This is a genomic window from Streptomyces sp. NPDC002004, from assembly GCF_053593975.1.
On the sequence record NZ_JBSFDP010000015.1, the window covers coordinates 76,605 to 90,582 of the forward strand.

General features: G+C 71.4%; 10 protein-coding genes and 1 riboswitch. Of the genes, 3 read left to right on the forward strand and 7 right to left on the reverse strand.

What is annotated here, in order from left to right:
- Nucleotides 1-6: 6 nt before the first annotated feature.
- The 4 genes from ACWCP6_RS22525 to ACWCP6_RS22540 form a co-directional block, all read right to left on the reverse strand.
- A complete protein-coding gene (locus ACWCP6_RS22525; protein WP_450934282.1) occupies nt 7-699 on the reverse strand; it encodes a GntR family transcriptional regulator in 693 nt (230 codons plus the stop codon).
- 228 nt (nt 700-927) lie between these two features.
- The gene (locus tag ACWCP6_RS22530; RefSeq protein WP_450934283.1) at nt 928-1,698 is read right to left on the reverse strand and encodes a M23 family metallopeptidase; all 771 of its coding nucleotides are present in this window, start codon (nt 1,696-1,698) and stop codon (nt 928-930) included.
- A gap of 13 nt (nt 1,699-1,711) precedes the next feature.
- Nucleotides 1,712-1,869, reverse strand: a riboswitch (cyclic di-AMP (ydaO/yuaA leader).
- A gap of 245 nt (nt 1,870-2,114) precedes the next feature.
- Nucleotides 2,115-3,497 carry a M16 family metallopeptidase gene (locus ACWCP6_RS22535; protein ID WP_450934344.1) on the reverse strand — a complete coding sequence of 461 codons (1,383 nt, stop codon included), beginning with the start codon at nt 3,495-3,497 and terminating at the stop codon, nt 2,115-2,117.
- Nucleotides 3,498-3,520: 23 nt separating this feature from the next.
- A complete protein-coding gene (locus tag ACWCP6_RS22540) occupies nt 3,521-4,888 on the reverse strand; it encodes a M16 family metallopeptidase (RefSeq protein ID WP_450934284.1) in 1,368 nt (455 codons plus the stop codon).
- Nucleotides 4,889-5,385: 497 nt separating this feature from the next.
- Between ACWCP6_RS22540 and ACWCP6_RS22545 the strand changes: the two genes are divergently transcribed.
- A complete protein-coding gene (locus tag ACWCP6_RS22545) occupies nt 5,386-7,839 on the forward strand; it encodes a DNA gyrase/topoisomerase IV subunit A (RefSeq protein WP_450934285.1) in 2,454 nt (817 codons plus the stop codon).
- A 58-nt stretch (nt 7,840-7,897) separates the two neighbouring features.
- Here the strand turns inward: ACWCP6_RS22545 and ACWCP6_RS22550 are convergent, their stop codons facing one another.
- Entirely contained in the window at nt 7,898-9,058 is a 1,161-nt protein-coding gene (locus ACWCP6_RS22550; protein WP_450934286.1) for a CobW family GTP-binding protein, read from the reverse strand.
- 157 nt (nt 9,059-9,215) lie between these two features.
- Nucleotides 9,216-10,388, reverse strand: coding sequence for a citrate synthase (locus ACWCP6_RS22555; RefSeq protein WP_450934287.1), 1,173 nt, complete (start codon nt 10,386-10,388; stop codon nt 9,216-9,218).
- Between the two features lie 111 nt (nt 10,389-10,499).
- Between ACWCP6_RS22555 and ACWCP6_RS22560 the strand changes: the two genes are divergently transcribed.
- On the forward strand, nt 10,500-11,762 hold the full coding sequence (locus tag ACWCP6_RS22560; protein ID WP_450934288.1) for a citrate/2-methylcitrate synthase: 1,263 nt from the start codon (nt 10,500-10,502) through the stop codon (nt 11,760-11,762).
- Nucleotides 11,763-11,827: 65 nt separating this feature from the next.
- Complete coding sequence (locus tag ACWCP6_RS22565; protein WP_450934289.1) at nt 11,828-12,799, forward strand: sucrase ferredoxin; 972 nt, start codon at nt 11,828-11,830, stop codon at nt 12,797-12,799.
- 69 nt (nt 12,800-12,868) lie between these two features.
- Here the strand turns inward: ACWCP6_RS22565 and ACWCP6_RS22570 are convergent, their stop codons facing one another.
- Nucleotides 12,869-13,912, reverse strand: coding sequence for an ABC transporter substrate-binding protein (locus ACWCP6_RS22570; protein ID WP_450934290.1), 1,044 nt, complete (start codon nt 13,910-13,912; stop codon nt 12,869-12,871).
- Nucleotides 13,913-13,978: the final 66 nt, after the last annotated feature.

The window sequence follows — 13,978 nt, forward strand, 5'->3', positions numbered from 1 at the left end:
CCTCTGTTAAAGACGCAGGCCTGCCGTGTTTACGGCATGTTGCGAACTCCTCACGCGGCCCGCGACGGCGTTCGGGCCGAATCGCAGCCGGTGCGCGGACGACGCCCGTTCGGCGTGCAGCGCGGTGAGGGCGCGTGCCCGCTCCGCGTCCCCGCGCGCCACCGCGTCGAGGATCGCCCCGTGCTCGGCCCAGGACTCCGCCGGGCTCGCCGGCGGATCGACGGAGTACATCCAGGCGATCTTGTGCCGCAGCTGGGTGAGCAGGGCGGTCAGACCCGGGCTGCCCGAGGCCTGCGCGAGTGTCTCGTGGAACCAGCCGTCGAGTGACCGCAGATCCTCGCTGTGCCCGCGCCTGGCGCGCTCCTGACCCAGCCTGACCAGGCCGCGGAGCACTTTGAGGTGCCCGTCCGTGCGCCGCTGCGCGGCACGCGCCGCACCCAGGGGCTCCAGCAGCATGCGGACCTCCAGGACGTCGGCGGCCTCCTCCTCGGTGGGCTCGGCGACGCACGCGCCCGCGTGGCGGCGGGTGACCACGAAGCCCTCCGCCTCCAGGGTGCGCAGCGCTTCGCGCACGGGCACCCTGGAGACCCCGTACCGCCGCGCGAGCACTTCCTCGGTGAGCCGCGTTCCGCGCCCGTGGACACCGGCGACGATGTCGTCCCTGATCGCCGTGCATACCGACTGCGCGGGAATACGCATGACCGGACCTCCGCCTTAACCCCCGCGAAACGCGGTCGATTGACGCTCGTTCAGCGACTCTATTGCAGGGAGCGCGAATTTCCGACGGCGGGCCGGATTCCATGGATATTTTTTGGCCAGGGAGGGGCGGGAACGCGGCGCGAAACCGGAACGCGAAAGCCCCGGCTCGGGGAGCCGGGGCTTTCGGGCGTTCTGCGGGATTCCCGGGGCGCAGGACCGGGGCCCGGGTCAGACGTGCAGGCCGTGTGCGCGCAGATAGGCGACGGGGTCCATGTCGGAGCCGTACTCGGGGCTCGTGCGGGCCTCGAAGTGGAGGTGCGGCCCGGTGACGTTGCCGGTGGCTCCGGAGAGGGCGATCTGCTGCCCCGGCGTGACGGACTGTCCGACGGAGACACCGATCGACGACAGGTGCCCGTACATGGTGTACGTGCCGTCGTGCATCTTGATCACTACTTGATTGCCGTACGCGCCGCCCCAGCCGGTGGTGACGACGGTGCCCGCGCCCACGGAGTGCACGGGGGTGCCGGACGCGGCGTGGAAGTCGACGCCGGTGTGGTGCCCCGAGGACCACAGGGAGCTGCTGGCCTGGTAGCCGGTCGATATGTACGAGCCCGTGACCGGCAGGACGAACCGGTTGAGGCGCCTGCGCTCGGCCTCGCGCGCGGCCCGCTCCTTCTCCGCACGCGCCTTCTTCGCGGCGGCCTCGGCCTTGCGCTTGGCCTCCGCCTCCGCCTTCCGCTGCGCGGCGGCCTCGTGGGCGGCCTGCTTCTGGGCGGCGGCCTGCGCGTCGATCTGCTCCGGCAGCGTGTCGCTGATCGTGATGGCCCGGTTCAGCCCGGTGTCGTCGAGCGTGGGCACGGGGTCCGCAGCGAATGCGGGAGCGGCCAGCCCGGCGACGACCCCGGTGGTGGTGAGGGCCGCGACGCCTGCGACCTGTGTGCTCGTACGTGCCAGACGGCTCGGACGACGATGCTTCCCGGTAGCACGGGTGAACGCCATGAAAGAGGCGGGTCCTTTCCTTCCCTCTCGCCTACCGGGTTAGCTGACGGGTTCGGAGCAGGAAGGTCTCCTACGGGCCCCCCTCGGGAGGGAGCCCGATTCACCCCAGGGACTTCATGGGTCCCCGGCTCCCCTGGCTCGCGCCGTACGGGGACTCGGCGATGACTGCCCGGTGCCGCGGGCGCGGCGTACTGCGTGGCGGACAGTCGCGTTGACGCTACGGGGGGCGTCTTTCAATCGACAAACGGAACACCGGTTTTGTAGTGCATGCCACAGGGCAGACGGGCAGCCTCCCCATCAATTCGGACAAACCGCATGACACATGGGCCCCGGCGACACGTATGCCGCCGGGGCCACCTGCACCACCCGTCCGAGGCTCCTGGACCAGTCGGCCGTCAGGAGCCCCGTCCGCTCGACTAGCCCGTCACCACGGTGACTTCACCGATCCCGAGGGCCTTCACGGGCTCCTCGATCTGTGCCGCGTCACCCACGAGGACGGTCACCAGACGGTCCATCGGGAAGGCGTTCACGACCGCGGCCGTGGCCTCCACGGTGCCCGTGGCGGCGAGGCGGCGGTACATCTCCGCCTGGTGGTCGTCCGGCAGATGCTGTTCGACCTGGTCGGCGAGGGTGCCGGCGACGGCCGCCGCCGTCTCGTACTTGAGCGGCGCGACCCCCACGAGGTTCTGCACGGCGACATCGCGCTCGGCGTCCGTCAGACCGCCCTCCGCGAGCGTGCGCAGCACCTGCCAGAGGTCCGCCAGGGCCGGTCCCGTCGACGCGGTGTCCACGGAACCGGAGATGGCGAGCATCGCGGCGCCCGTCGCCCCTCCCGAGGGAGAGGAGGGCGCGGAGCGCAGCACCTGGGTGAACGCCCGTACGCCGTAGGTGTATCCCTTCTCCTCACGCAGCACGCGGTCCAGCCGCGAGGTGAGGGTGCCGCCGAGGCAGTAGGTGCCGAGCACCTGCGCCGGCCACACGCGGTCGTGCCGGTCCGGCCCGACCCGGCCGATGAGCAGCTGCGTCTGCACGGCCCCGGGGCGGTCCACGATGACGACGCGTCCGGTGTCGTCGGCGGTCACCGGGGGCACCGGGTGGGGCTGCGCCGTACCGCCCGTCCAGGTACCCAGGGTCTCGCCGAGGACGGCGTCCAGGTCGACGCCGGAGAGGTCGCCGACGACGACGGCGGTCGCCGTGGCGGGGTGCACGTGCCGCTCGTAGAAGGCACGCACGGCCGCCGCGTCGATCGGCGCGACGGTCTCCTCGGTGCCCTGGCGCGGGCGCGACATGCGCGAGGACGCCGGGAACAGCTGCCTGGACAGCTCCTTGGCGGCGCGCCGGGCCGGGTTGGCCATCTCGTGCGGGATCTCGTCGAGCCGGTTGTTGACCAGCCGCTCGATCTCGCTCTGCTCGAACGCGGGCGCACGCAGGGCGTCCGCGAGCAGTCCGAGCGCCTTGAGGAGCCGGGAGACGGGCACTTCGAGGGCGATCCGCACACCGGGGTGGTCGGCGTGCGTGTCGAAGGTGGCACCGCAGCGCTCCAGCTCCGCTGCGAACTCCTCTGCGGAGAGCTTGTCGGTGCCCTCGGTAAGGGCCCGGGCCATGATCGTGGCCACGCCGTCGAGCCCTTCGGGCTCGGCGTCGAGGGGGCTGTCGAGGAGCACCTCGACGGCGACCACCTGCTGGCCCGGACGATGGCAGCGCAGCACCGTGAGGCCGTTGTCGAGCGTGGCGCGCTGCGGCGCCGGGAACGCCCAGGGCCTGGCCTCGCCCGGCTGCGGCTGGGGGTGGAACTCCATGGATACGTCCGTCGCGGCGTCGGTCACTTCGCCGCCTCCTCGTCTGCGGTCGCGGCGGTCTCTTCGGGGGCGGCGGTGCTGTCGGCGGACTCGACGGGCTCGTAGACGAGCACCGCGCGGTTGTCGGGGCGCAGGCGGGCCTTGGCGATCTCACGGACCTCGTCGGCGGTGACCTCCAGGACGCGCTTGACCGCGGTCAGCGCGAGCTGGGGGTCACCGAACAGGACCGCGTACCGGCACAGTTCGTCGGCGCGGCCCGCGACGGTGCCCAGCCGGTCCAGCCACTCGCGCTCCAACTGGGCCTGGGCACGCTCCATTTCCTCGGGCGTCGGGCCTTCCTCGGCGAAGCGGGCGAGCTCGTCGTCCACGGCGGCCTCGATGACCGGCACCTCGACGTCGCCGGCGGTCTTCACGTCCAGCCAGCCGAGCGACGGGGCACCGGCCAGGCGCAGCAGCCCGAATCCGGCCGCGACGGCGGTGCGGTCGCGCCGCACGAGGCGGTTGTAGAGACGGGACGACTCGCCGCCGCCGAGCACGGTGAGCGCGAGGTCGGCGGCGTCGCACGCGCGGGTGCCGTCCTCCGGCAGCCGGTAGGCGGCCATCAGGGCACGCGCGGGGACCTCTTCCTCGACGACCTCGCGCAGCTCGCTGCCGATGGTCTCGGGCAGCGAGCCGGAGCGCGGAGCGGGCTTGGCGTGGTGCGCCGGGATGGATCCGAAGTACTTCTCGACCCAGGCGAGCGTCTCCACGGGGTCGATGTCGCCGACCACCGACAGCACGGCGTTGTTCGGCGCGTAGTAGGTGCGGAAGAAGTCCCGCGCGTCCTCGAGGGTGGCCGCGTCCAGGTCGGCCATGGAGCCGATGGGGGTGTGGTGGTACGGGTGGCCGTCGGGGTACGAGAGGGCGGTGAGCTTCTCGAACGCGGTGCCGTAGGGGACGTTGTCGTAGCGCTGGCGCCGCTCGTTCTTGACGACGTCCCGCTGGTTGTCCAGCGACTCCTGGTCGAGCGCGGCGAGCAGCGAGCCCATCCGGTCGGCCTCCAGCCAGAGCGCCAGCTCCAGCTGGTGCGTCGGCATGGTCTCGAAGTAGTTGGTGCGCTCGAAGCTGGTGGTGCCGTTCAGCGAGCCGCCTGCGCCCTGCACCAGCTCGAAGTGGCCGTTTCCCTTGACCTGGCCCGAGCCCTGGAACATCAGGTGCTCGAAGAGGTGGGCGAGGCCGGTACGGCCCTTGACCTCGTGGCGCGAGCCGACGTCGTACCAGAGGCAGACCGCGGCGACCGGGGTCAGGTGGTCCTCGGAGAGCACCACGCGCAGGCCGTTGGCCAGGCGGTGCTCGGTCGCTGTCAGGCCGCCGGAGCCGGCCTGCGCTGTGGCCGTGTGACCCATGGGCATGTACGTCCCTTCGATCGCGAAACTGGGGAATTCCCTGCCTGTCCTGCCACTGTATGCAAGCGTGCTGACACCTGGCGAAGTTCCCGGGCCGGGTACGCCGAGAGCGAGCGGCGGGGAACGCCGGTCCGGGTGAGCCGCCCAGCGCTCCGGGGAGGGCCACGGGGCGGGTCCGCGCACAGCTCGGCCGGCGGCCCGGGTGCGGGTGCGCACGTGGCCGGCCGGGGATACGGGCATCGGCGCAGGTGGAAGCGCGTGCACCGGACGGGACGAGGGCGGGCGGCCCGAGCCGAGCGGGGGTACGCCCCGACCGCCCGTGCGGCCCTGCGGCATCCCGTCCGGCGCCGCCGACGCGGGAAGTCCGGGGAGCACGCGGCGAGGACCCGTGGGCGAGCCGGTACGGTCGGGTCGCGGTCCGCGTTGTCGGCGGGCCGGTCCACAATGGTCGCGTCAGAACCGTTCCCCGTTCCGTTCATGTTGGTGAAGGAGCCGCAGCAGCGATGGCCCGCCGCAGCACGAAGACCCCGCCGCCCGACGACTCGTACGAGGAGAAGATCCTCGACATCGACGTCGTCGACGAGATGCAGGGCTCCTTCCTCGAGTACGCGTACTCGGTGATCTACTCCCGGGCCCTGCCGGACGCCCGGGACGGCATGAAGCCCGTGCAGCGCCGCATCGTCTACCAGATGAACGAGATGGGGCTGCGCCCCGAGCGCGGCTATGTGAAGTGCGCCCGTGTCGTCGGCGAGGTCATGGGCAAGCTGCACCCGCACGGCGACGCGTCGATCTACGACGCCCTGGTGCGCATGGCGCAGCCGTTCTCGATGCGTGTGCCGCTGGTCGACGGGCACGGCAACTTCGGCTCGCTGGGCAATGACGACCCGCCGGCCGCCATGCGGTACACGGAGTGCCGGATGGCCGAGGCGACGAGCCTCATGACGGAGTCCATCGACGAGGACACGGTCGACTTCGCCCCGAACTACGACGGCCAGGAGCAGGAGCCGGTGGCACTGCCCGCCGCCTATCCGAACCTACTGGTCAACGGCGCCTCCGGGATCGCCGTCGGCATGGCGACGAACATGCCGCCGCACAATCTGGGCGAGGTCGTCGCGGCCGCCCGCCATCTGATCCGGCACCCGAACGCCGACCTCGAGACCCTGATGAAGTACGTCCCGGGGCCCGACCTGCCGACCGGCGGCCGCATCGTCGGCCTGGCCGGAATCCGCGACGCGTACGAGACGGGCCGCGGCACCTTCAAGATCCGCGCGACGGTCTCGGTCGAGACGGTGACGGCCCGCCGCAAGGGTCTCGTCGTCACGGAGCTGCCGTTCACGGTGGGGCCCGAGAAGGTCATCTCGAAGATCAAGGACCTGGTCGGCTCGAAGAAGCTCCAGGGCATCGCGGACGTCAAGGACCTCACCGACCGTGAGCACGGGCTGCGTCTGGTCATCGAGATCAAGAACGGCTTCGTCCCCGAGGCCGTCCTGGAGCAGCTGTACAAGCTGACGCCGATGGAGGAGTCCTTCGGCATCAACAATGTGGCGCTCGTCGACGGCCAGCCGCTGACGCTGGGTCTGAAGGAGCTGCTGGAGGTCTATCTCGACCACCGCTTCGAAGTGGTGCGGCGCCGCAGCGAGTTCCGGCGCGGCAAGAGGCGTGACCGGCTGCATCTCGTGGAGGGCCTGCTCGTCGCCCTCGTGGACATCGACGAGGTCATCCGGCTCATCCGCTCCAGCGAGAACTCGGCGCAGGCCAAGGAGCGCCTGATCGAGCGCTTCTCGCTGAGCGACGTGCAGACGCAGTACATCCTCGACACCCCGCTGCGCCGCCTCACCAAGTTCGACCGGCTGGAGCTGGAGTCCGAGCGCGACCGGCTGCGTGCGGAGATCGAGGAGCTGACCCGGATCCTGGATTCGGATGCCGAGCTGCGCAAGCTGGTGGGCTCCGAACTGGCCGCTGTGGCGAAGAAGTTCGGCACCGAGCGGCGCACGGTGCTCCTGGAGTCGGCGGGCGCCCCCGCCACAGCCGTGCCGCTCCAGGTGGCCGACGACCCGTGTCGCGTCCTGCTGTCGTCCACCGGCCTGCTGGCGCGCACGGCCACCGGGGAGCCCCTGCCCGAGGACGGCGGCAAGCGCCACAAGCACGACGTGATCGTCTCGGCCGTCCCCGCGACGCAGCGCGGCGAGGTCGGCGCGGTGACGTCGACGGGTCGGCTGCTGCGCCTGCCGGTCATCGACCTGCCGCAGCTCCCGGAGACCGTTCAGGCGCCCACCCTCTCGGGCGGCGCCCCGATTTCGGAATTCCTCTCCCTGGAGGGTGATGAGAAGGTCGTCTGCTTGACGACGCTCGACGAGTCCTCGCCGGGCCTCGCGCTCGGCACGGAACAGGGCGTGGTGAAGAGGGTGGTGCCCGACTACCCGTCCAACAAGGACGAGTTGGAGGTCATCACCCTCAAGGAGGGCGACCGGATCGTCGGCGCGGTCGAGCTGCGCACCGGCGATGAGGACCTGGTCTTCATCACCGACGACGCCCAACTGCTGCGCTACCAGGCCGCCCAGGTGCGCCCGCAGGGCCGCCCCGCGGGAGGCATGGCCGGCATCAAGCTGGCCCAGGGCGCGAAGGTCATCTCGTTCACGGCGGTCGACCCGTCGGCCGACGCGGTGGTGTTCACGGTCGCGGGCTCGCGGGGCACACTCGACGACTCGGTCCACACGACGGCCAAGCTCACCCCGTTCGACCAGTACCCGCGCAAGGGGCGGGCCACGGGCGGCGTGCGCTGCCAGCGGTTCCTGAAGGGCGAGGACTGTCTGAGCCTGGCCTGGGCGGGCCCCACACCCGCGCGTGCGGCGCAGAAGAGCGGCCTGCCGGTGGAACTGCCGGAGCCCGACCCGCGCCGGGACGGCTCGGGCGTGTCGCTCGCGAAGGCGGTGGCGGCGGTGGCAGGACCGGTATAGGCCCCTCGGGTGCCCGGCGGCGCGAGGGCGGCGCCGGGCACCGGGCAGGCAGGTGTGCCTACGCCGGCTCTCCGGCCAGGTCCTGCTCCTGGTCCTGCTCCCGTGCATGGTCCGGCTCCTGCACGTACCGCAGGACGCCCCACATGGTGCGCTCGTCGGCGGTGTCGTGCAGTTCGCCGTCCTGACAGGCCTCCAGCTCCTTGTGGAGGGCGGTGCCGTCGAACCCGGAGCCGATGAGCACCAGCTGCGTCAGTCGGTCCTCGCCCCGCGCCCACGGCTCCGGGTAGAACCGCAGGAACCGCCCGACGGCATGGACCCCGTACTTGTTCCGCGGGTCCGCGGCGCCGAAGTCGACGTACCCCTTGATGCGGTAGAGCCCGTCGGGCCTGCTGTCCAGGAAGTCCATCAGCCGTCGCGGGTGCATCGGAAGCCGCCCGGTGAAGGACACGCTGTCGTATGCGCTGTGCAGATGCGCCGGCGAGCAGCCCGCGCCGTGGTCGTGGTGCACGTCGCAGTCCCCGTGTCCGGCGCCGCCGTCCTGCTGCCCCGCGCCACAGTCCTCCTGGCCCGCGTCGGCGGCAAGGTCGTCGAAGGACAGCTGCCCGATCCGCTCCCCCACGTCGCGGCGGTCGAAGAGCAGCTCGGGGTCGATGCGCCCGTACGAGGCGGGCACCACGGCCGCCTGCGCGGCGAGATCTCCGACGACGCCGAGAATGCGCTCGCGCGCGGACTCCGTGGTCCGGTCCGCCTTGTTGACCACCACGAGGTCGGCGATGGCCAGATGCCGGTCGACCTCGGGGTGACGCTGCCGTGTCGCGTCGAACTCCGCGGCGTCCACGACCTCGACCAGGCCGCCGTACACGATGCGGGGGTTCTCGCTCGCGAGCACCATGCGCACGAGCTCCTGCGGTTCCGCCAGACCGCTCGCCTCGATCACGACGACGTCGATACGGGCCGAGGGCCGCGTCAGCCGCTCCAGGTACTCGTCGAGCTCGCTCGCGTCGACGGCGCAGCACAGACAGCCGTTGCCGAGCGAGACGGTCGAGTCCCCGAGCTGCCCGGCAACGGCCATGGCGTCGATCTCGATCGACCCGAAGTCGTTGACGATGGCGCCGATGCGGCTGCCTCTGCTGCTGTGCAGCAGGTGGTTGAGAAGTGTGGTCTTTCCGGAGCCCAGGAAACCGGCGATGACGACGACCGGGATCTGCTGCTCGCTCAACGTACGGCCTCTCTCACTTCGACGCTCCTGGTGCCCGGCCCAGGATAGGTGGGCTCGGGCAGGCCGGGGAGCGCCACCGGTCACGGCCCGGGGAGAGGCCCCGGTGCCGGGGCCCGGGAAGAGGCGCCGGCACCGGGCGTGGGAGGAGGCAGCCCTCTCACGCCACAGCGAGAGGCACCGGCTGTGGCGGCACCGGCCCCACGTAATGGGCGGCCGGGCGGATGATCTTGCTGTCCTCGGCCTGCTCCAGGATGTTGGCGCTCCAGCCGACCACACGGGCCGACGCAAAGGTGGGCGTGAACATCTCACGCGGCAGTCCGCAGAGCTCCATGACGACGCCCGCGTAGAACTCCACGTTGGTGTGGAGCTCCCTGCCGGGCTTGAGCTCCGCGAGGATCGCCTCGACCTGCCGCTCCACCTCGACGGCGAACTCGACGAGGGGCCCGCCGAACTGCTCCGCGATCCCGCGCAGCATGCGCGAACGCGGGTCCTCGGTCCGGTAGACGGGGTGGCCGAAGCCCATGATGCGATCCCCGGCGAGCACCCGCTCCCGGATCCACGCGTCGATGCGGTCCGGAGTACCGATCGCGTCGAGGGTGTCCAGGGCCCGGCTCGGGGCACCGCCGTGCAGGGGGCCGGACAGGGCTCCGACGGCCCCGACGAGACACGCCGCGGCATCCGCGCCGGTCGACGTGATGACGCGCGCCGTGAAGGTTGATGCATTGAAGCCATGATCAATGGTTGATATCAAGTATTGCTCGACGGCCCTGGCGCGATCGGGGTCCGGCTCCGAACCGGTCATCATGTACAGGTAGTTGGCGGCATACGACAGATCCTCGCGCGGCTCGACGGGGTCGAGGCCACGGCCGAGCCGGTACAGGGCCGTGAGCAGGGTGGGCACGACGGCGCTCGCGGCGAGCGTATCGGCGAGGCGCTGTCCGGCGTCGATGTCGTACACCGGCCTGAAGCCCCGCGCCGCTCCGAACAGGGACAGCGCGGTGCGCAGTCCGGCAAGCGGCCCCGAGGCACGGGCCCCGGCCGCCGCGATGGCCGGAAGCGCTGAGCGCACCTCGTCGGGCAACCGGCGCAGCGTCGCGGTCCGTCCGGCGAACGCCGCGCCCTGCGCCGCCGTCGGGAGCTCGCCGTGGACCATCAGATGCCAGACGTCCTCGAAGCTGCGGGTCCGGGCGAGCTCGACGGCCGAGTACTGGCGGTAGTGGTAGAAGCCTTCGCGCCCGCGGACGTCACCGAGTGCGGTGTCCGTGACGACGACCCCTGCGAGCCCGCGCGGTACGTCGACGGGGGCGGACGTGGTCCCGTTGATCGGCATGATCTTCCTCTTCCTCCCTGGACTTGATGAGACTGTCCATGCTTGACTCAATCTCTGTCAATATTGATTGAATCAATATGCAGAGACGACCGGACGGATACGGTGGAGCCCATGACGGATCAAGAACGCGCCGAACCACACGGGCCCCGGCGGCTGAGCACCAAGGAGACCGCCGAGCTGCTGGGCGTGAAGCCGGAGACCGTGTACGCGTACGTCAGCCGCGGCCAGCTCAGCAGCCGACGGGGCCCCGGCGGCCGCGGCAGCACCTTCGACGCGGGCGAAGTCGAGTCGCTGGCGCGGCGGAACCGGCGCGAACGGCCCGTGATCCACACCACCGATGGCGGTCTGTCCGTCCGTACGCGCATCACCCTGATCGAGGACGATCGCTACTACTACCGTGGCGTCGACGCCACGGAGCTGGCCGCGCGCCACTCCTACGAGGAGGTCGCCGAGTGGCTGTGGACCGGGGTCCTGCGCCCCGGCGTGGAGTTCACCGCGCCCGAGTCCACGGTCACCGCCGCACGCCGAGCGGTTCAGGCCCTGCCGGCACTGAGCGGCCCCACGGACCGCCTGCGGGTGGCGGCGATCGCCGCGGCGGCCACGGACCCCCTGCGCTTCGACCTCTCCGAAGAGGCGGTCCTGGGGGCCGCGCGGACCCTCATCCCCACACTCGTCGCCGCGCTGCCTCCGGCCCTCCGCTCCCACCGGGACGAGGGCCCGCTCGCCAGGCGCCTGTGGGCGCGGCTCACCGGCAGCAAGCCCGACGAGGCGTCACTGCGGGTGCTGGACACGGCTCTTGCCCTGCTCGTGGACCACGATCTCGCCGCATCCACGCTCGCCGTGCGCGTCGCCGCCTCGGCCCGTGCACACGCCTACGCGGCGATCTCGTCCGGCCTCGGCGTCCTGGAGGGCCCCCTGCACGGCGCGGCGAGCGGCCTCGCCCACCGGATGCTGCTGGAGGTGCTGGACCGCGGCAGCGCCGTGCCCGTCGTCGCCGGCGAACTGCGTGCCGGGCGCCGTGTCCCGGGGCTCGGCCACCGGATCTACCAGGGCGAGGACCCCCGCGCGCGGGCGCTCTTCGCCCTGCTGGAGAGCCTCCCCCAGGCCGCTCCCGCCCTGGAGGCGGCTCGCGACATCGTCGCGACCACCGCCCGCCACACGGATCTGCACGCCAACGTGGATCTCGCTCTGGCCGTGTTCACGGTCTCCTCCGCGATGCGCGAGGAGGCGGGCGAGACCGTCTTCGCGGTGGCGCGCACGGCGGGCTGGATCGCCCACGCCCTGGAGGAGTACCAGGAACGCCCACTGCGCATGCGGCCGAGCGGTCTGTACTCGGGCCCCCGCCCGCCGCAGCCGCTCCCCCGCCCCGAGTGAGGTGCTCCGAGTGAGGCGCCCCGGCCCCGGCTTCACCGACCGGGGGCCGGGTTAGGCTCACCCGCGTGACTACGACGTGTGCGACCGCCTCTCGGGATCTCGACGAACCCCTCGCGGGCACCGCGGCCGTCGCGAGGACCTGGCTGCTGATCGAGCAGCCGGGGCCCTGGGGCGCCAAGGCGCTCACCTCGAGCCATCTGGACCCCGCACTGGGGCGTGCCCTGGAAGCCGCGGCGGAGGGCACGGGCGTGCGCATCGCGCTCATCAGACGGCCGGGGCGGCACGCCGACCACCACACGGCCGGACCACGTCAGGTCTATGCCGCCCACACCGATCCCGGAAATCCATGGGTGCGGGCCACAACCGTCGAGGCGCCCGAAGACGTGCTGAAGCTGGACTTCGCGGCGCTGGGCCGGGGCGAGGAGGAGAGCTTCGAGACCGCGCTGCGGGGTATCGCCCACACCGGCGCACCGCTGGCCCTGGTATGCACCAACGCCAAGCGGGACCGGTGCTGTGCCCTGCTCGGCCGGCCGCTCGCCGCGGAGCTCGCGGCATCCGGAGTGGAGGGCGTCTGGGAGGTCACGCATCTCGGCGGGCACCGCTTCGCACCCACGGTGCTGGTGCTGCCCTTCGGATACGCCTACGGCCGGGTCGCTGCCGACTCCGTGCGGGAGATCCTCGGCGCCGTACGGGCCGGGCGCGTGATCACCGAAGGCTGCCGCGGCAGTTCCGCCTGGGAACGGCCCGGGCAGGCCGCGGAGCTCGCGGTGCGCGCCGTCGCGGGCGAGGACACGGCCGGGGCACTGAACGTGCTGGGGATCGAGGGCGGCGGACCGGGCTGGGACGTGACGGTCGGCCACGAGGACGGGCGGCGCTGGCACGTGACCGTCGAGCGGAGTGCCGCATCGCCGCCGCGCCCGGAGAGCTGCGGCAAGGCACCGGGGTCCCCCGCGCGGATGGATGTGGTGGCGGTCCGCGAAGGGGCCGCGGCCGGTGCCACGGCTCCGGCAGGCACGCGGGAGTCCCCGCAGCCGTAGGACTGCGGGGACTCCCTGTCTCGATGGATCAGTCTCTGCCGTACGTCCCGTGGAACGCGACGCCGTGGATCAATTCTTGACGTTCTTGACGAACTCGGTCGTGTACGTCTTCGTCAGGTCGACCTGGGCGTTCTTGAGGTTGGGGTTGAACGACTTGAGGACGCGCTCAACGGTTGCCGGGCCGTCCTTCGGCATCACTCCGTCCGTGGTGAACATCGGAAGCGTGCTCTTGATCGACTCCGCGTAGAGCTTCCGGCCGCCCTGCGCGTAGTCGGCCGGCATCTTCGCCGCGATCTCCTCCGGGCTGTGCGTGGACATCCACTTGAGCGTCCTGACGAACGCGTTGGCCAGCTTCTGCACGGTCTCCTTGTGGCTGTTGGCCCAGTCCGTGTTCATGTACAGGCTCGACGACGGGTAGGGGCCGCCGAGCGCGGCCTTGGAACCCTCGGCGGTGCGCATGTCGACAAGGACCTTGCCGAGCCCCTTGTCGACGATCTGGGCGACAGTCGGGTCCGTGGTCATGCCGCCCTGGATGGAGCCCTGCTGCAGCGCGGAGATGAATGTCTGGCCGGCGCCGACCGCGACCGGGGTGAACTCGCTCGTCCTGACGCCGCTGTTGACCGCCAGGTACTTCGTCAGGAAGTCGGTCGACGAACCGAGGCTCGTCACACCGAGCTTCTTGCCCTTGAAGTCCTTCGGCGACGTCACCTCGTCGGCCGCCTTCTTCGAGACGACCTCGACCTCGCCGGGGGCGTGCGCCAGCTGCACCACCGACTCGACCTGCTTGCCCTTGACCTGGAGATCGAGCGTGTGGTCGTAGAAGCCGACGACGCCCTGCACCTCGCCCGCGACGAGCGAGGTGGTGGCCTGCACACCGGCGGGCTCGGTGAGGAGCTGGACGTTCAGGCCCTCGTCCTTGAAGTAGCCGAGCCGCTGCGTGAGCATCGCCGGCATGTAGATGACCTTGTCCAGGCCGCCCACCATGATCTTGATCTTTCCGCCGGAGTCCTTCCCGCCGGCCGAGGCCGAGTCGCCGCTGCCGCAACCGGTCAGCGTGATGAGAGCGAGCGCCGTGGTGGCAGCGGCGGCGGAGATGCTGAGACTTCTGCGCATATGGGTCACGTCCTTGTGAGCAGGAAGGGAGAGGGGGCGAGGAACGGAGCAGTGCGGAGGACCGGA

Excerpts from the sequence above, each read along its gene's own strand:
- ACWCP6_RS22525 (WP_450934282.1), bottom strand. The coding sequence starts at position 699 with ATGCGTATTCCCGCGCAGTCGGTATGCACGGCGATCAGGGACGACATC.
- ACWCP6_RS22530 (WP_450934283.1), bottom strand. The coding sequence starts at position 1,698 with ATGGCGTTCACCCGTGCTACCGGGAAGCATCGTCGTCCGAGCCGTCTG.
- ACWCP6_RS22535 (WP_450934344.1), bottom strand. The coding sequence starts at position 3,497 with ATGGAGTTCCACCCCCAGCCGCAGCCGGGCGAGGCCAGGCCCTGGGCG.
- ACWCP6_RS22540 (WP_450934284.1), bottom strand. The coding sequence starts at position 4,888 with ATGCCCATGGGTCACACGGCCACAGCGCAGGCCGGCTCCGGCGGCCTG.
- ACWCP6_RS22545 (WP_450934285.1), top strand. The coding sequence starts at position 5,386 with ATGGCCCGCCGCAGCACGAAGACCCCGCCGCCCGACGACTCGTACGAG.
- ACWCP6_RS22555 (WP_450934287.1), bottom strand. The coding sequence starts at position 10,388 with ATGCCGATCAACGGGACCACGTCCGCCCCCGTCGACGTACCGCGCGGG.
- ACWCP6_RS22560 (WP_450934288.1), top strand. The coding sequence starts at position 10,500 with ATGACGGATCAAGAACGCGCCGAACCACACGGGCCCCGGCGGCTGAGC.
- ACWCP6_RS22570 (WP_450934290.1), bottom strand. The coding sequence starts at position 13,912 with ATGCGCAGAAGTCTCAGCATCTCCGCCGCCGCTGCCACCACGGCGCTC.